This is a genomic window from Pseudohaliea sp. (assembly GCF_054552115.1).
The window spans coordinates 1-16282 of the sequence record NZ_JBTOLW010000046.1 but is presented as its reverse complement, the minus strand read 5'-3'; the positions used below and the strand labels follow the sequence as shown (position 1 = coordinate 16282).

The 16282-nt window shown below is 71.6% G+C and carries 12 protein-coding genes and 1 tRNA gene; 7 read left to right on the top strand and 6 right to left on the bottom strand.

Annotated elements, in window-relative coordinates; translation table 11 throughout:
* Window positions 1-180: 180 nt before the first annotated feature.
* Window positions 181-1014, bottom strand: a complete 834-nt coding sequence (locus tag ACX93N_RS15765) for a LuxR C-terminal-related transcriptional regulator (protein ID WP_459429397.1) — start codon at window positions 1012-1014, stop codon at window positions 181-183.
* Window positions 1015-1129: 115 nt separating this feature from the next.
* On the opposite strand from ACX93N_RS15765, the gene ACX93N_RS15760 reads away from it, so the two are divergent.
* Both ACX93N_RS15760 and ACX93N_RS15755 read left to right on the top strand, forming a co-directional pair.
* Complete coding sequence (locus ACX93N_RS15760) at window positions 1130-2308, top strand: acyl-CoA dehydrogenase (RefSeq protein WP_459429396.1); 1179 nt, start codon at window positions 1130-1132, stop codon at window positions 2306-2308.
* 20 nt (window positions 2309-2328) lie between these two features.
* The gene (locus tag ACX93N_RS15755) at window positions 2329-3459 is read left to right on the top strand and encodes an alpha/beta hydrolase family protein (RefSeq protein ID WP_459429395.1); all 1131 of its coding nucleotides are present in this window, start codon (window positions 2329-2331) and stop codon (window positions 3457-3459) included.
* Here the strand turns inward: ACX93N_RS15755 and ACX93N_RS15750 are convergent.
* From ACX93N_RS15750 to ACX93N_RS15735, 4 genes are all read right to left on the bottom strand, one after another.
* Complete coding sequence (locus ACX93N_RS15750) at window positions 3456-4268, bottom strand: M48 family metallopeptidase (protein WP_459429394.1); 813 nt, start codon at window positions 4266-4268, stop codon at window positions 3456-3458. The two genes, ACX93N_RS15755 and ACX93N_RS15750, sit on opposite strands and share 4 nt — an antisense overlap.
* Window positions 4269-4333: 65 nt before the next feature.
* Window positions 4334-5920, bottom strand: coding sequence for an alkaline phosphatase (locus tag ACX93N_RS15745; protein WP_459429393.1), 1587 nt, complete (start codon window positions 5918-5920; stop codon window positions 4334-4336).
* A 29-nt stretch (window positions 5921-5949) separates the two neighbouring features.
* Window positions 5950-6954, bottom strand: coding sequence for an NAD(P)H-dependent glycerol-3-phosphate dehydrogenase (locus ACX93N_RS15740; RefSeq protein ID WP_459429392.1), 1005 nt, complete (start codon window positions 6952-6954; stop codon window positions 5950-5952).
* A 51-nt stretch (window positions 6955-7005) separates the two neighbouring features.
* A complete protein-coding gene (locus ACX93N_RS15735) occupies window positions 7006-8769 on the bottom strand; it encodes an HAD-IB family hydrolase (RefSeq protein ID WP_459429391.1) in 1764 nt (587 codons plus the stop codon).
* Between the two features lie 154 nt (window positions 8770-8923).
* Here ACX93N_RS15735 and ACX93N_RS15730 point away from each other — a divergent pair, with 154 nt between their 5' ends.
* From ACX93N_RS15730 to ACX93N_RS15715, 4 genes are all read left to right on the top strand, one after another.
* The gene (locus ACX93N_RS15730; protein WP_459429390.1) at window positions 8924-10660 is read left to right on the top strand and encodes a hypothetical protein; all 1737 of its coding nucleotides are present in this window, start codon (window positions 8924-8926) and stop codon (window positions 10658-10660) included.
* Window positions 10661-10738: 78 nt separating this feature from the next.
* The gene (locus ACX93N_RS15725) at window positions 10739-11677 is read left to right on the top strand and encodes a glycosyltransferase family 2 protein (protein ID WP_459429389.1); all 939 of its coding nucleotides are present in this window, start codon (window positions 10739-10741) and stop codon (window positions 11675-11677) included.
* The gene (locus ACX93N_RS15720) at window positions 11670-13367 is read left to right on the top strand and encodes a hypothetical protein (RefSeq protein ID WP_459429388.1); all 1698 of its coding nucleotides are present in this window, start codon (window positions 11670-11672) and stop codon (window positions 13365-13367) included. The genes ACX93N_RS15725 and ACX93N_RS15720 overlap by 8 nt, the downstream gene beginning before the upstream one ends.
* Before the next feature lie 17 nt (window positions 13368-13384).
* The gene (locus ACX93N_RS15715; RefSeq protein ID WP_459429387.1) at window positions 13385-15046 is read left to right on the top strand and encodes an amidohydrolase; all 1662 of its coding nucleotides are present in this window, start codon (window positions 13385-13387) and stop codon (window positions 15044-15046) included.
* Here ACX93N_RS15715 and ACX93N_RS15710 read toward each other — a convergent pair.
* A complete protein-coding gene (locus ACX93N_RS15710) occupies window positions 15026-15904 on the bottom strand; it encodes a fructosamine kinase family protein (RefSeq protein WP_459429386.1) in 879 nt (292 codons plus the stop codon). The two genes, ACX93N_RS15715 and ACX93N_RS15710, sit on opposite strands and share 21 nt — an antisense overlap.
* 51 nt (window positions 15905-15955) lie before the next feature.
* Here ACX93N_RS15710 and ACX93N_RS15705 point away from each other — a divergent pair.
* Window positions 15956-16032: transfer RNA gene (locus ACX93N_RS15705), tRNA-Val, on the top strand.
* Window positions 16033-16282: the final 250 nt, after the last annotated feature.

The window sequence follows — 16282 nt, the reverse complement described above, 5'->3', positions numbered from 1 at the left end:
TGCCCGGGACACGCCGATTCGCCATCCATGGCGGCTCGGGCTCGGCGTCCTGCCTCGCACGGTCCCGGGCAGCCTCTCCCGCCGCACGGCCTACCGTTGGGTGCCCGATTCCGCTGTCGGAAGCCGGCCTTGAGGCCGGCAATCCCGGCATCCCGCGAATCCAGCCAAGGCCGGACGGTTTCAGGGCTTGCGCAGGTAGGCCACCAGCGTGTCGCCGCCGGCGTAGTCGCGGGCACTGATCAGCGAGTCTAGAAAGAGATAGAAGAGTTCGGCCTGGGAGTTGACCTCGAGCTTGGCGTAGGCGTGCTTGCGGTGCAGCTTGACCGTTTCCACGGAGATGCCGAGGCGGTCGGCAATGGTCTTGGTACTGTGGCCGTGGAGGACGCGGTTGATCACCTGCGCCTCGCGCTCCGTGAGCAGGCTCGAGCCGAACTCCGCGAGGGCGAGGTTGAGGCGCTCGCGCAGCTCCTCGCCGGCGGCGCGGCTCGCGTTGCCGGCCCAGTGGGAGCGGGCGAGGGCGGCGACGGTGCCGTAGATCGCGGCCAGGTGGTCGCGGTGGGTCTTGCTGAAACGGCCGCGGGCGCCGGTGCGGCCGAGGGCGATGTTGACGAACCCGCCGTCGGCGAGGGCCACGAGATAGCCGCACTCGTCCCGGTAGCCACAGTAGCGGTACCAGCTGCGGTAGTACTCGCTGTCGCGGAACCCCGGGGGCGCGAGCTCGGACAGGCGGAACAGGCCGAAGTGTCCGTCCAGGCCCGCCGTGTAGTAGGGGTCCAGGAGGAACATGCCCTGTACGTAGCGGTCCAGGGTGGAGGCGCCGGTGGTCTCGGGCACCTCGCTGTACTCGATGAGGGGCAGCCCCTGGGCCGGGTAGAGCAGCACCGTGGCGTCGTCGATGGGCACGAGGCGCCGGAGGAGGGCGACGAGCGCGCCGGGAAAGCCGCTCTCGCCCACGGTGGGCAGGGTGTCGGCAAGGCCATCGCTGAAGGCCGCGAGGATGTCCGTCTGTGTCATGGCCGGTGGCTTCCCGGGGCGTTGTTGCCGATCATAGCGCGCCCGGGATCGGCGCGCAGCGGGGACGGTGGATCACTTATAATGGGGCTCCTTCCAGCTCGGCACGGGACAGCCCATGGCCACCTCCTGGCAAGCCTTCGACTGGCGCGACCCCTTTCATCTCGAGCGCCAGCTCAGCGACGAGCAGCGCATGGTGCGCGATGCCGCCGCGCGCTACGCGGACGACAAGCTGCGCCCGAGGGTGCGCGAGGCCTTCCGCCGCGAGGAAACGGACCCGGCGATCTTCCGCGAGCTCGGCGAGCGCGGGCTCCTGGGCGCGACCCTTTCGGGCTACGGTTGCCCCGGGGTGGACTATGTTTCCTACGGACTGATCGCCCGCGAGATCGAGCGCGTGGATTCGGGCTACCGGTCCATGCTCAGCGTGCAGTCGTCGCTGGTCATGTACCCGATCCACGCCTACGGCGATGAGGCACAGCGCAAGCGCTACCTGCCGGGGCTGGCGGCGGGCCAGCTCATCGGCTGCTTCGGCCTGACGGAACCGGACCACGGCTCTGATCCGGGCGGCATGCGCACCCGGGCGCACAGCGTCCCGGGCGGGTACCGCCTCGCCGGCAGCAAGCTCTGGATCAGCAACAGCCCCATCGCCGACGTGTTCGTCGTCTGGGCGAAGACCGACGATGGGGTCATCCGCGGCTTCATCCTCGACCGCGACATGCCGGGGCTCAGCGCGCCGAAGATCGACGGCAAGCTCGCCCTCAGGGCCTCGGTCACGGGGGAAATCGTCATGGAGGACGTCTTCGTCCCCGAGGCGCAGCTGCTGCCGGGCGTGCAGGGCATCAAGGGGCCCTTCGGCTGCCTCAACAATGCCCGTTACGGCATCGCCTGGGGCGCCCTCGGCGCTGCGGAGGCCTGCTGGCACGCGGCCCGGGACTACACGCTGGCGCGGGAGCAGTTCGGCCGGCCGCTGGCCGGCACGCAGCTCATCCAGCGCAAGCTTGCCGACATGCAGGCCGAGATCGCCCTGGGCCTGCAGGGCTGCCTGTGCGCCGGGCAGCTGCTGGACGGCGAGGGCATCGCCCCGGAGCTCATCTCGCTGCTCAAGCGCAACTCCTGCGGCAAGGCCCTGGCCATCGCCCGCGACGCCCGGGACATGCTCGGCGCCAACGGCATCTCCGACGAGTACCCGGTCATGCGCCACCTGGTGAACCTCGAAGTGGTCAATACCTACGAGGGCACCCACGATATCCATGCGCTCATCCTGGGCCGGGCACAGACCGGTATCCCGGCGTTCTAGAACCCGACGAGGAGAGTCCGGTGAAAAGACTGCTGCTTGCCATCCTGTTCCTGCCGGCCCTGGCCGTCGGCGGGCTTCTCGCGCTCAACAACCCCGAACCCCTGCCGCCGGCCAGCGACAGCGCCCGGCGCCTCGCGGATGGCCCTCTCCCCATTGCCCGGCTGCCCCTGGAGCTCGCGGACCGCTCCCGGCCCACGGACGCCAACGGCGATTTTCCCGGCTCCCCGGTGCGGCAGCTGAAGGGCCATCTCTGGTACCCGGCGGAAGGGGGGCCCTACCCGCTGCTGGTGTACAGCCACGGCTTCACTTCCGACCATCGCAATGGCGCCTACCTCGCCGAGCACCTCGCCAGCCACGGTTTCGTGGTCGCGGCGGTGAACCACCCGCTTACCCACTGGGGTGCCCCCGGGGGCCCGCGGGTCGCGGATGTGGTCAACCAGCCCGGGGATATGAGCTTTCTCATCGACCGGCTCCTGGCCCGCAGTGCCGACGCCGGCGACGTGCTCGCCGCGGCCATCGATGGCGGGCGCATCGGGGCCCTGGGCGTGTCCCTTGGCGGGCTCACCGCCACGCTCGCGGGCTTTCACCCCACCTTCGGCGACCCGCGTATCGACGCGGTGCTGTCCATTGCCGGCCCCAGCAGTTTCTTCACGTCGCGTTTCTTTGCCGGTGACGAGACGGCGTTCCTCATGCTGGCGGCCCGGGCCGACGTTCTCGTGCCCTGGGAGGCGAACGCGCGGCCCATACCGGCGAAGGTCCCCGGGGGGGAGCTGGTCACCCTCGCCCGGGGCTCGCACACCGGCTTTGCCGGGGGTACCCGCTGGCTGCGATGGATGAACAACCCCGACGCGCTCGGCTGCTGGGCGGTCAAGCGCAACATCGAGAACGGCGAGGAGGAGGACTGGGGGCAACTGCTGGGCACGGAAGCGCAGGGTATCGACCTGTCCGCCGCGGTGGACCTGTGCGCCGTGGACCCGCTGCCGCCGGCCATGAACGTTCTCCGCCAGCAGGCGCTGACCAGGCTCGTAGCGCGCGCCTTCTTCGAGCGCAGCCTGGCGGTACTGCCGGCAACCCGGGCCGCCGCCGACCGTTTCCTCGGCGAGACGCTGCCGGCGGAGCTGCCGGAGCTGAGTTACGCGATACGGCCCTAGCGGACGATCTCCACCGGGTGCACGGCCGCCATGCGGCCCTCGGGGTTCAGGCTCTGCATCTCGGCACCCAGCTCGGCCAGCGCGCGCTGGCGGTTCTCCGGCGCCGGGTGCGTGCTCATGAACTCCGGCGGCCGCGAACCGCCGAGGCTGCCCATCTTCTGCCACAGGCTCACCGCGGCGTCCGGCGCGTAGCCGGCGCGGGTCGCCAGCTCGATGCCAAGGCGGTCCGCCTCGGCCTCCGCGGTGCGGCTGTTGGGCAGTTCCAGGGCGAACCTGGCAGCCAGCGCCGCGCCGGTCATGGTGACGCCCGGGTGGTCGGAGGAGACCCCGGCGGCGATCACGCCGAGGTTGATCGCCATGGCCCGGGACATGCGCTCCGCCGTGTGGTTGGCGAGGGCGTGGGAGATCTCGTGCCCCATGATCTGCGCGAACTCGTCATCCGTGAGCCCGAGCTTCTCGAACAGGCCCGTATAGACGGCCATGCGGCCGCCGGCCATGCACCAGGCGTTCACCGTCTCCGGGTCGTCGATGATGGCGACGCTCCACTCCCAGTCGGCGCTGCGCGGGTAGCGGTCGATGGCCTCCGTGACCAGCCTCCCGGTGATCGTGGCAACACGGTCCGCGAGGCGCGGATCGTCGACCAGCTTGTCTTCCTCGTCGAGCTGCCTGACCGTCGTCAGGTAGGCCTTGCGCGATTCGACGATGGCCGCCTCCGGGGAGATCAGCATGAGCTGGCTGCGCCCGGTGGGGCTGGTGGCGCAAGCGGCGAGGAGGGCGCCCAGCAGGAGGGCGCCGAGCAGTCGCTTCATGGTGTGGCTCCGAGCGCTGTAATGTCCTCTTAGACTACCAGAGGCAGCCAGAGGTTCAGCCGCCATCAGCGCGCGAGGGCGGCGTCGGCGGCCGCCTGCAGCGCCGCCGCGGCGTTCATCACGTGGAAGATATTGCTCTGCTCCTGCACCCCGGACACGGCCGCCGCGCCGGGCCCGATGGCGTAGACGGCGACATCCTCGCCGCCGTGCGTCTCGGATGCCGTGGGCACGAGCGCCTCCTGGTGGAAACCGGGCGCTTCCGTGTCGACGTCCGTGAGGTCAACCCTGCCGGCATGCGGCGGTGCCGCGTAGGTGGCGTCGGCATCGGTTTCGTCGCCGAAATCGCGGAAACCGCGGCCGTTGCGGTAGCCCAGGGTCGTGTAGGGCAGGCCGTCCTCCGCGAGCGCCGGCGTGTCCTGGCCGGGGAAGACGACCTTGCCGAGGATCGGGTTGCCCCGCCGCGGGTAGCCGCCCATGGTCATCGTGTGGCTGTGGTCCGCGGTGACGATCACCAGCGTCTCGGCCGGGTCGACGCGCTGCAGGGTGGCCGCCACGGCGCGGGAAAGTTCGATGGTGTCGCCAAGGGCGTTGGCCGCGTTGCCCGCGTGATGCGCGTGGTCGATGCGCCCGGCCTCGACCATGAGGAAGAAGCCCTCCGGGTCGCCGGCGAGGCGCTCGAGAGCCGCGATGGTCATGTCGGTCAGCGACGGCTCCGTGGCGGGGCGGTCCGCCTCGTAGCTCATGTGCGAGGCGGTGAACAGGCCGAGGAGAGGGCCGTCCCCGGGGGCGCCCAGCAGGCTGTCCCGGTCCGCCACGTAGTGGCCGCCGGGGTTTTCTGCGAGCCAGCGGGCGATGAGGTCGCCGTCGCCGCGGCGGCCGCTGCCGTGTGCCGAGTTCCCGGCCGGCAGGAAGTGCCGGCGGCCGCCGCCGAGCGCGACCTCGATACCGTCCACCACGGCCCCCGGGTAGCGCTCGGCGAGTTGTTCGCGGAAGGCGAGGAACTGGCTGGCGATGTCCCGGCAGCCCGCTGCAGCGGCGTCCGCCGGCAGCTCGCTGTCATCTTCCCAGTCGCGGTCCGCGCTATGGGCATAGGTGGCGGCGGGTGTTGCGTGCGTCAGCCGCGCCGTGGATACGACCCCCGTGGCCTTGCCGGCGAGCTCGGCGAGCTCGAGCGCCGAGATCACGCTGTTGCCCCGGGCGCTGTCGCAATGGCCCCGCACCACGTCCTCGTCGACGCCGAAGACCCCCATATCGGTTTTCACGCCGGTCATCATGGCGCTCATGGTGCCCGCGGAGTCGGGCGTCTGTGCATCGACGTTGTAGGTCTTGGCCAGGCCGGTGAAGGGAAAGCGCTCGAAGCTGAGCAGGTGTTCCTCGCCGCTTGCGCCCGCCTGCTGCCCGGCCAGGATGCGGGCGGCGGTGACGGTGGAGACGCCCATGCCGTCGCCGACGAAGAGCACCACGTTCCTCGCACCGCCGTGTCCGGCGCCGCGGGCGGCGACCGCGCTGGCGCCGTCGCGGAACCAGGGATTTTCCTGCTGGTGGGCGGGTACCGCGCCGGTCGCCGGCGGTGGGGCGCCTTCCGGCGTGGCGCCGGCGCAGGCCGCGAGGAGCGCGGCGGCGGTGCAGCTGAGGAGAATGCGGGGTGTCATGGGAACTCGCTCCTTGCTTGTTGACCGGGTCAGCCGGGTTCACTCTCGGCGCCGGCGGAGACGCGCAGCAGCCCGCGGTAGACGCCGCGGGCGTTGGTCTCGCCGGCCAGCACCCGGTACACGTCGCTGGCGATGGGCATTTCCACGCCGTGGCTTTCGGCCAGGGCCATGACCGCCGGCGCGCTCTTGGCGCCCTCGGCGACCATGAACATCTCGTTCACGATCTCGTCCATGGTCCGTCCCTTCGCCAGTTCCATACCGACATGGCGGTTGCGGCTCTGGGCGCTGGTGCAGGTGGCGATCATGTCGCCCATGCCCGCGAGGCCGGCAAAGGTCGGTGCCTGGCCGCCCATGGCGACGCCCAGGCGGGTCACCTCCGCGAGGCCGCGCGTGATCAGCGCGGCCCGCGTGTTGTCACCGGCGCCGAGGCCGTCACCCATGCCCACGGCGATGGCGATGATGTTCTTGAGCACGCCGCCCAGTTCGCAGCCGATCACGTCCTCGTTGGTGTAGACGCGGAACAGGCCGCTCTTGAAGATGTTCTGCAGCGCGCGAACGATCACCGGGTCGTCCATGGCTATGACGCTGGCCGCGGCCTGGCCGGCCATGATCTCCCGGGCGAGGTTCGGCCCGGTGAGCACGCCCGCGGGGTGCCCCGGCAGAACGGCGTTGATGATCTGCGTCATGCGCAGGTTGCTGTCCTTCTCCAGGCCCTTGGTCAGGCTGATCACGGGCACCCAGGCGCGGATATGGTCCCGGACCGTTTCCAGCACGCTGCGGAAGTTCTGTGAGGGTACCCCCATGACGATGACATCCGCGTGACAGACCGCGTCGGCGATGTCATTGGTGGCCCGGAGGCTGGCCGGGAGTGTCGCCCCGGGCAGGTAGGTCTCGTTCGTATGCCGCTCGTTGATCTCGCTCACCGTGTCGGGGTTGCGCGCCCAGAGTGTCACGGGGGCGTTCCTGGCGACGAGGGAGGCCACGGTGGTGCCCCAGGAGCCGCCGCCGATCACGCCGATGTTCAGTTCATTCATGTCTGCTGTCCCCGGTTGCTGCCCCGGGCCGCGCGGCCGGGGCTGTTATTGTCAGGGTGTGTCGCTGCTGCGCAGCTTGGGCCGCGCGGCCTGCCGCCCGGTGCCGGCTTTGCGAGCCTTCTTCGGCGTCGGGCTTTTCGCCGCTGCCGCTTTCGCGGCCGTCTTCTTCGGCGCCGCTTTGCCGGCCGCGGCTTTCTTCACGGTCGCTTTCTTCACGGTCGCTTTCTTCGCGGTCGCTTTCTTCGCGGTAGCTCTCTTCGCGGTGGCTTTCTTCACCGCTGATGCTTCTGCCGACGCCGGTGCCGCTTTTCCCGGCGTCGCCGCGGACGGCTCCGGGGCGCTTTTCCGCGGCGCCCGCCTGCGCCGGGGCCGGGACGGTGCCGGTTCCTCCGGCTGACCGAGGGTGCGCAGGAACAGGTTGCGCACCTCGCGGACGTGCTCGTCGATCGTTTCCGCCTGCCAGTCGGCGGTATCCACCGGCGGCAGCACTTCCACGTCGACCGTGGCCGGGCGGAACACGAAGTCGCCCTTGGGTGCCACGTCGCCCGCGTTGTGGATCACGATCGGGACGATGGGGACGCCGGCCTGCATGGCGAGGTGGAAGGCGCCCTTCTTGAAGGGGCCGAGCCTGGGTGAGATCGTCCGCGTGCCCTCGGGCGCGAGGACCACGGACTTGCCCTCCCGGCGCATGGCGTCCACCAGCGGGGCCATGGCCTCGATGGCGCTCGCTGCGTTCTTGCGGTCGATCATGACCACGCCACCCAGCTCCAGCACCTTGCCGATCACCGGCATGCGCCTGATTTCCTGCTTGCCGACGCCGGCGATGTCCTGGCGCAGGAGGCGGGCCATGATCACCACATCGGCCTTGCTCTGGTGGTTGAAGACGAAGACGGCCGGCCGCCTCGCCCAGAGGTGCTCCTCGCCTTTCACGGCGAGGTCGAGGTTAATGAGCGCGCTGGCCGCGTCGGCAAAGAGTGACAGCGAGAAGTTGAGGGCATCGCGGCGGGAGCCGGTGAGCGCGTAGATCGGCAGGCCGGCGGCAAAGCTCGGGACGAGGCTCACGGTCGCGGCGATGGAGCGGAGAAACTGCGCCATGGTCGGCCGGCCGCGGCTGCCGAAGTTGGCGCTTGGCCAGTCGCGATCGTGGGCGAGGGCGCGGAGTTTCGAGCTCGGGTTGAGCGCCACCGGGTGGCCGACGCGCTCGAGGAGCTGGATGTCGTCGGTGCTGTCGGAGTAGAAGAAGCCGTGGTCGAGATCGGCGCCGATGCGGGCTGCGAGGTGTTCGGCGGCGTCGACCTTGCCCTGGCCGAAGCAGGTCGGGCGCTCCACGGCGCCGGTGAAGTGGCCGTCCTCGACCTCCAGGCGCGTGCACATGACCTCGTCGATGTCGAGGTCCGCCGCTGCCGGCTCCACCTGGTAGGGCGTGGCCGAGGAAATGATGGCGACCGTGTGGCCCCGCGCCCGGTGCGCGGCGATGAGGCGCCGGGCCTCCGGATAGACCAGGCGCGCGATCTGCTTGCGGTAGAGGTCCTCACCGACGGCGCGATAGGACGCCTCGTCGAGGCCGCGAAGCAGCTGCCCGGTCGCGGCCATGAGGGCCGAGAAGCCGAGGTTGCCGAGGCCGAACTGGGCCATGGCGGTGAAGACTTCCAGCACCTCCCGCGCGGAGAGCTGGCCGCTCCTGATCTGCTCGCGCAGGAACACCGTGGCCGAGTAGCCGGAAATGATGGTGCCGTCGAAATCGAAAAGGGCGCAGACTTGCGGGCCGCGCGGCGCGGCCTCGATGCGCTCGAGCAGTTCGTCGATCGTCGCCATGGTTCCTGTCCTGTCTGTCGTCCTGGGCCCGGCCCCCGGGTCCGGCTGCGCCGCTGCGGACGCCGGCCGGCTCCGCAGTCTAGCACGCGACCGCGCCGGGCAGCGGCCCGCCTCTGCTAGACTGGCGCTGCCTCCGCCGCGAATGCGACTGCCCATGGCCGACGCTGCCGCGGGCCGCTGCCCGCGCCCGACAGCACAGCACCGCCTGCTCCTCCTCGCCGTGTTTCTGCTGGCGCTGCTGCCGCGGCTGCACGGTGCGGTCACGGTGGGCTGGGGCTGGGACGGGCCCGGCAGCTTCACCCTGGTGAACTTCGACGAGGGCGGCGCCTGCCGCGCCGCGCTCGGCGGCTTCGACTACCCCCCCTTCATCGGCTGGCAGACCCTCGGCCTCGCCGCCCTGGCCGGTGTTGCGCCGGCGCCGGGCACGGCCGGCGACGCGGCCCGGGCGAAGGCGTTCTGCCACAGCGCGGCCCACCTGCGCGTGGCGCGCAGCTGGTCGGCCCTGCTCGGCGCCCTGACGGTGCCGGTGCTGGTGCTCATCGGCTGGCAGCTGCGCCCGCAGACCCCGGGGGTCGGGCTGCTGGCCGGGGCGCTGCTCGCGCTCTCGGGCTTCCACAGCGCCGAGTCCTTCTCCGGCACGGTGGACGCGGCGTCGGTCTTTTACATCTACCTGTTTCTTGCCGTGCTCGTCGCCGGGGCCCGGGGCCGGCGCTCCGCGCTCGTGGCGAGCCCGCTCTTTCTCGCCGCTGCCGTGGCCACCAAGTACTGGCTGTTCGCCGCCCTGGCCTATGCGGGCCTGGTGGCCGGGCGCGTCCTCGCTGCCTGCCGGCAGGGCTTCACGCCGCTCCGCCTGGCGCTGACGGTGCTCGGCGCGGGCCTGGTGTTCGCGCTGGCCAGCAACAGCGGGCTGCCGCGGCCCGCCGGGTACCTCTGGCTCCTGCCCTGGTACCTGCTGCCGCCCTGGCGCCGCCTGCACCCCTGGCTGCGCCTGCCCTGGGTGCTGGTGCCGCCGCTGGCGGTCGTGCTCAGCCAGTGGGACCCCTTCGCCGCCTGGAGCACCGGGAGTCTCGAGGGCCGCTTCGGCACGGGCTATGGCGCCATCGGCTGGCACAAGCTCCTGCGCAACCCGCTGGACCTGCTGCTCGTCCTGGTCGTCGGTCTCGGGCTGCCCGCCTGCCTGGGTCTGCCCGCGGGGCTCGCCAGCCTGCGCGACGACGCGCCGCGGGCGCGGGCCTGGCGGGTGTTCCTCTACCCGCTGGCCGCTTTCGCGCTGTACCTGGCGTTCCTGGCGCCGGTGACCTACTACCGGCATTTCCTGCCGCTGCTGCCCGCGGCGGCGCTGCTCGCGGCCTGCGGCCTCTGGCAGGCGGCCGCGCGCTGGCGTCCCTGGGTGGTCGCCGGCTGCCTGGGCTGGAGCGCGCTCCTCGGCCTCGACACGGTCGCCGATTACCACCGCGACCCGCGCATCGCCCTGCGCGGCTGGTACGCCGAGGCCGGGCCGGAGCGGGTGTTCGCGTCTTTCTACGTGAACCCGCCGCCGGGGCCTGCCCGCCACGCGCTGTTCCACCCCGCCTACGCGGCCGGTGCGCCGCCGGGGCTGGGCTGGGCGCAGTACCTCGTGCTGTCGGAGAACTGGTACGACACGGCCTTCGCCAACGAGCTCAATGGCCCCCGGGTGGACCGCCTGGAACGCCTGGTCAAGACGACGCCCGCGCGGGCGCGTTTCTACCGCCGGGCCCTCGCGGGAGAAGACCCCCGTCTCGAGCTGGTGCGCCTGTTCCCGGTAAGCAACGTCATGCCGGAGCTCCGCGTGCACAAGGCCGTCTACGGCACCTTCCAGCTCTTCGTCGGTGATATCGCCGTGTTCCGGATCCGTGAGCCGGGGCGATGAGCGGGATGCCGGGCCGGGCGTTGGACAGCCCGCGCCGGGCCGCCGCATACTCGGTGCTTGCGCAGGGGCGGACACCAGATGACAGCACCGGTCACCATCGTGATTCCCGTGTTCAACGAGCGGCCGGTGCTCCCCGAGTTGCACCGGCGCCTCGACGCGGTGCTGAACGACGCCGAAGAGCGGGCAGAACTCCTGTTCGTGGACGACGGCAGCGACGACGGCAGCGGCGCCTGGCTCGAGGCCCTCGCCGCGGAGGACCCGCGCGTGTCGCTGCTCTCCCTGTCGCGCAATTTCGGCAAGGAGGCGGCCGTTTCCGCCGGCCTCGACCACGCCCGCGGCGCGGCAGTCATCGTGATCGACGCGGACCTGCAGGACCCGCCGGAACTCATCCCGGACCTGCTCCGGCGCTGGCGCGAGGGCTTCGACATCGTCTACACCGTGCGCGCCTCGCGGCGCGGTGAATCCTGGCTCAAGGTCGGCAGCGCGCGCTGGTTCTACCGGGTCATGGGCCGGCTGAGCGCCGTGCCGGTCCCGGCCGATGCCGGCGACTACCGGCTGCTGTCCCGCCGCGCGGTGGAGGCACTCAAGGCGATGCCCGAATCGCACCGCTACCTCAAGGGCCTCTACGCCTGGGTGGGCTTTCCCCAGGCGAGCATCACCTATCACCGCGAGGCCCGGGCGGCGGGCAAGAGCAAGTGGAGCTACTGGCGCCTGTGGAACCACGCCCTCGACGGCATTACCTCTTTCTCCACGGCCCCGCTGAAGCTCGCCACCTGGCTCGGGCTCGCCACCTCGACGCTGGCCTTTCTTTACGGGCTCTACCTGCTCCTGCGCACGCTGCTCTTCGGCAACCCGGTGCCCGGCTATCCCTCGCTGATCATCGTCATCCTGTTTCTCGGCGGTGTACAGCTCATCTGCCTCGGCATTATCGGCGAGTACCTCGGCCGAACCTACGAGGAGAGCAAGCGGCGGCCGCCGTACCTGGTGAAGGGCTACCGGCCCGGCGCGGATGGCTGAGCCGCGGTCCTTTCCGGTGCCGGTGACGGGCGTGCTCTGGCTCGTTGCGGCGGCGCTGCTCTACCTGTCCTTCGGCTACACGGAGATGATGGGGTCCGATCTCTGGTGGCACCTCGCGGCCGGGCGCGAGATGCTGGCGCAGGGCACGGTCTGGCTCGCCGACCCGTTTTCCTACAGCGCCGCCGGCGAGCCCTGGCGCAACCATGAGTGGCTCGCGGATATCGGCTTCTACCTCTGGGCCGGCGCCTTCGGCGTGCCCGCGCTCGTGTACTGGAAATGGCTGCTGGTGGTGGCGACCTACCTGGGCCTCGCCCGGGTGCTCGAGCGTACCGCCGGTGACCGCGGCGCCGCTGTCCTTGCCGCGACCGCTGCGCTGGCGCTCGCCGCGCCGTTCATCGACCTGCGCCCGCACCTGTACACGCTCGCCGGCGTGGTGCTGCTTTTTTACCTCGTGCTGGATCGGACACCGCGGCGCCTGCCCCTGTGTCTGCTGTTCCTGGTCTGGGCCAACCTCCATGGCGGCTTCGTGTTCGGGCTCATGGCCCTGGCGATTCTCACCTTTCCCTGGCGCGCGCTCGCGCCCGGGCCCCTCAAGGCCTGGGCGCTGACGGTGCTCGCCTGCGCCCTGACCACGCTCGTCAACCCGGACGGCATCGTGGTCTTCGTGCAGCCCGTCGAGTACGCCTTCACCGGCTCCCCCTATCGCTCCCTCGGCGAGTGGCTGTCGCCGTTCCTCCCCGGGGGGATCCGGGCCCCGCTCTTCGTTCCCGGCCTCTGGGCGGCCGGGGCGGCCGCCGTGGTGCACGGCCTGCTCGCGTGGCGCGGCCAGAGGCGTCTGCCCTGGGCCGCCCTCGCCCTGTGTGCGCTCACCGTGGCCATGGCGGTTACCAGCCGGCGCTTCATTCCGCTGTTCGGCCTGGCCCTGGCGCTGCTCCTCGCGCCGCTGCTCGCCGAGGTACTGCGGCAGGGGCCGCTGCGCCGGCTGTCACCGGTCCTGGCCGGCATCACGCTGGCGGTCGCTGTGCTGCGGCTGGCGCCGCTGCCGCTTGCGGCGGGCCCCGCCTACCACTACCTCACGGCCGAGTATGCCTACCCGGAGGACCTTGTCGACGTCATCACCGGCAACGACATCGCCGGCGACACGTTTGCCTACTACAACTGGGGCGGCTACCTGCACTGGCGCACGGGCGGGGCGTTGCGCGTTTTCATCGACGGCCGGGCCAACACCGTCTACGACGACGACACCTACCTCGCCTACCTGCGCGTGGCGCGTGCCCGGCCGGGGTGGATTGCAGTGGTCGAGGACTCCGGCGCCGACTTCTTTCTCTGGCCGGTGGAGAGCGCCGGCGGACCCCGGCTCCTGGCGGAGCTCGCGGCCACGGGCCGCTGGCAGCTGGTGTACGCCGGTTTCCGCGGCGCGCTGATGGCGCGCCGCGGCGCTAGCCTCCCGGAGACCGTGACGCTCAGCCCCGGCTACGCCCTGGACCTTTCGCGGGCCCGCGACGCGCTGCGGCGCCGCGACTGGGCCGGCGCCGAGGCCGCCGCCCGGCGGGCCCGCGACGCGCTACCCTGGCACCAGGCGGCCTGTGCGACGCTGGCCGCCGCGCTGCGGGGCCAGGGCCGCGCCGCTGACGCTGCGGCGGTGGTCGCCGACTGCCGCCGCTATTTCCCTACCCGCTACCTGCGCTGAACCCACGGAGACCTGTTATGGCCTGTCGTTCCCTCGCCCTGTTTCTGCTCGTGCTGCTCGCGCCCTTTGCCGGGGCCGCCCCGGGGCCCGTGACCGTCGTGGAGAACGTCACCGGCTACACGCTCGACGACGGTGAGCTGGGCCGCTTTGCCGGCCTGTCCTTCGCCGACGGCGTGGTGCTTGCCCTGCACGCTACGGCGGCGGAGGCCGCGGCGGCACCCGCCGACCGGCGCGTCGACGGGGCGGGTGCCACGCTGCTCCCGGGGCTCATCGACGCCCACGGTCACGTGGCGGGGCACGGCAAGGCCCTGGCCACGGTGCGCCTCGGCGGCGCCGGCAGCGAGGCCGAGGCCGCCGCCCGGGTCGCCGCCTTCGCCGCAGCCGACCCGGGCGCGGGGTGGATCGAGGGCAGCGGCTGGAACCAGGTGACCTGGCCGGGCCGCGCCTTTCCCCGGCGTGCCGCGCTGGATGCCGTGGTCCCGGACCGGCCGGTGGCCCTCGAGCGGGTGGATGGCCACGCGCTGTGGGTGAACAGCCGGGCGCTGGCGCTCGCCGGCATCGATGCGAACACCGAGGACCCGCCGGGCGGCCAGATCCTCCGCGATGGCGCCGGCGAGCCCACGGGCGTGCTCATCGACAACGCCATGGCGCTGGTAAGCGCCGCGCGCCCGGCGGAGGACCTGGCGGCCACCATGGGCCACATCGCCCGCGGCCTCGCCGACCTCGCCGCGAACGGGCTGACCGCGGTTCACGATGCCGGGGTGACCGCGCAGGAACTGGCCGCCTACCGCCGGCTCCTCGCCCGCGGGGAGCTGCCGGTGCGCGTCTACGCCATGCTCTCGATGCGCGACCCGGCGCTGGCGGCGCAGCTGGCCGCGGGGCCCGAGCAGGACAGCCGGGGGCTGCTCACGGTACGCAGCGTCAAGCTCTACGCCGACGGCGCCCTCGGCTCGCGGGGCGCGGCGCTCCTTACGCCCTACAGCGACGCGCCGGGTAACCGGGGCCTGCTTCTGCGGGAACCGGCCGAGCTTGCGGCGCAGATGCAGCGGGCCGCCGCGGCGGGCTTCCAGGTCAACGTGCACGCCATCGGCGACCGGGCGAACCGGCTGGTGCTGGATGCGTTCAGCCGCCTCCCGGACCGTGCCGCGCAGCGCCACCGGGTGGAGCACGCGCAGATTCTCGACCCGGCGGACCTCCGGCGTTTCGCCGGGCTCGGGGTGATCGCCTCCGTGCAGCCCACCCACGCCACCAGTGACAAGAACATGGCCGGCGACCGGCTGGGCGAGGCGCGGCTGGCCGGCGCCTATGCCTGGCAGTCGCTGCTCGAGAGCGGCGCCCGGGTGGCGTTCGGCTCGGACTTCCCGGTGGAGGACCCCAACCCCTTCTTCGGTCTGCACGCCGCGGTGACCCGCCAGGACCGCGAGGGCGAGCCCCCGGGCGGCTGGCGGCCGGAGGAAAAGCTGGACCGGGCCACCGCGCTGTCGTTGTTCACGGAGGCCGCCGCCTGGGCCATGCACGCCGAAGAGCGCCTCGGCCGCCTGCTGCCGGGCTACGCGGCGGACTTCATCCTCGTGCGCGACGACCCCTTCGCCGTCCCCGCCGGGGACCTCTGGCGCAACGCCGTGCTGGCCACCTGGGTGGACGGCCGCGAGGTCTGGTCAGCGAACGGCAGCGAGTAAGCGCTTACAACTTGCCAGCGCCTGGCGGCCGTAGCCGCCACCGAACAGGTTGTGGTGGTTGAGCAGGTGATAGAGGTTGTAGAGCTCGCGCCGGGTCGCGTAGCCCGGGTCCCGCGGCAGCGCGGCGTCGTAGGCCTCGTAAAAGGCGGGCGGAAAGCCGCCGAAGAGCTCGGTCATGGCGAGGTCCGCCTCGCGGTCGCCGCGGTATATGGCCGGGTCGAAGAGCACCGGCGTGCCGTCACCGAGCGCCGCCGCGTTGCCGCCCCACAGGTCGCCGTGGAGCAGGACCGGGTGCGGGTCGTAGTCCGCAAAGAATGCGGGCAGCGCCTCGAGCAGGCGCTCGCCGGCCGCCACCAGGCCCGCCGGTGCGCCGCGACCGGCGGCCAGGGCCAGCTGCGGTCCCAGGCGCCGCTCGCGCAGGAGCGCGACCCAGTCCCCGAGTTCGCCGTTCGCCTGCGGCGTGCTGCCGATGTAGTTGTCCCGGTGCCAGCCGAAGCTGCCTGCGGCCTCGCCGTGCAGCGCCGCCAGCGCCTCGCCGAGGCGCGCTCCCGCGGCGCGGTCGAGGCCGCGGAGTTCCAGGTACTCGAGCAGCAGCCAGGCCCGGTCGCCGGTCTCGCCGCCGGCAAGCACTCCCGGCACCCGCAGTCCGCCGGCGGCGAGGGCCGCCAGGCCATCGGCTTCGGCTGCAAACGCGTCCGCGGCGCCCGCCGGCCCGGTCTTCAGGAAGCAGGGCCCGGCGCCGGAATCGAGGCGCCAGGCCTCGCTGATGCAGCCACCACCAACGGGCGTCCGGTCCGTTATAGAGAACCCCCGACCCAGCGCCCCGCCGATTGCCGCCTCCAGTTCCGTCCAGTTCACGATCTATTGAGCCTCGCCACGGTTCCCACTATAATCGCGTCCCTCGCTTACAGGACCATAGCTCAGTTGGTTAGAGCGCTACCTTGACATGGTAGAGGTCGCCAGTTCGAATCTGGCTGGTCCTACCACCTACAAAAGAGCCCCGCACCCGCGGGGCTTTTTTGTAGGTGGTTGAATCCCGGGCAGGAGAACTGTCTTCGACAAATTGCGCAGCAATTTGAACGAGCGCCGCAGGCGCGAAGCCCGCAGGGTCGAAAACGGCGCAAGCCGTTTTCGATTAATCTGGCTGGTCCTACCACCTACAAAAGAGCCCCGCACCCGCGGGGCTTTTTTGTAGGTGGTTGAATCCCGGGCAGGAGAACTGTCTTCGACAAATTG

What these genes read in the sequence shown, in the direction of transcription:
- ACX93N_RS15765 (WP_459429397.1), bottom strand. Translation starts at nt 1,014, where the DNA reads ATGACACAGACGGACATCCTCGCGGCCTTCAGCGATGGCCTTGCCGAC.
- ACX93N_RS15760 (WP_459429396.1), top strand. Translation starts at nt 1,130, where the DNA reads ATGGCCACCTCCTGGCAAGCCTTCGACTGGCGCGACCCCTTTCATCTC.
- ACX93N_RS15750 (WP_459429394.1), bottom strand. Translation starts at nt 4,268, where the DNA reads ATGAAGCGACTGCTCGGCGCCCTCCTGCTGGGCGCCCTCCTCGCCGCT.
- ACX93N_RS15745 (WP_459429393.1), bottom strand. Translation starts at nt 5,920, where the DNA reads ATGACACCCCGCATTCTCCTCAGCTGCACCGCCGCCGCGCTCCTCGCG.
- ACX93N_RS15740 (WP_459429392.1), bottom strand. Translation starts at nt 6,954, where the DNA reads ATGAATGAACTGAACATCGGCGTGATCGGCGGCGGCTCCTGGGGCACC.
- ACX93N_RS15735 (WP_459429391.1), bottom strand. Translation starts at nt 8,769, where the DNA reads ATGGCGACGATCGACGAACTGCTCGAGCGCATCGAGGCCGCGCCGCGC.
- ACX93N_RS15730 (WP_459429390.1), top strand. Translation starts at nt 8,924, where the DNA reads ATGGCCGACGCTGCCGCGGGCCGCTGCCCGCGCCCGACAGCACAGCAC.
- ACX93N_RS15725 (WP_459429389.1), top strand. Translation starts at nt 10,739, where the DNA reads ATGACAGCACCGGTCACCATCGTGATTCCCGTGTTCAACGAGCGGCCG.
- ACX93N_RS15720 (WP_459429388.1), top strand. Translation starts at nt 11,670, where the DNA reads ATGGCTGAGCCGCGGTCCTTTCCGGTGCCGGTGACGGGCGTGCTCTGG.
- ACX93N_RS15715 (WP_459429387.1), top strand. Translation starts at nt 13,385, where the DNA reads ATGGCCTGTCGTTCCCTCGCCCTGTTTCTGCTCGTGCTGCTCGCGCCC.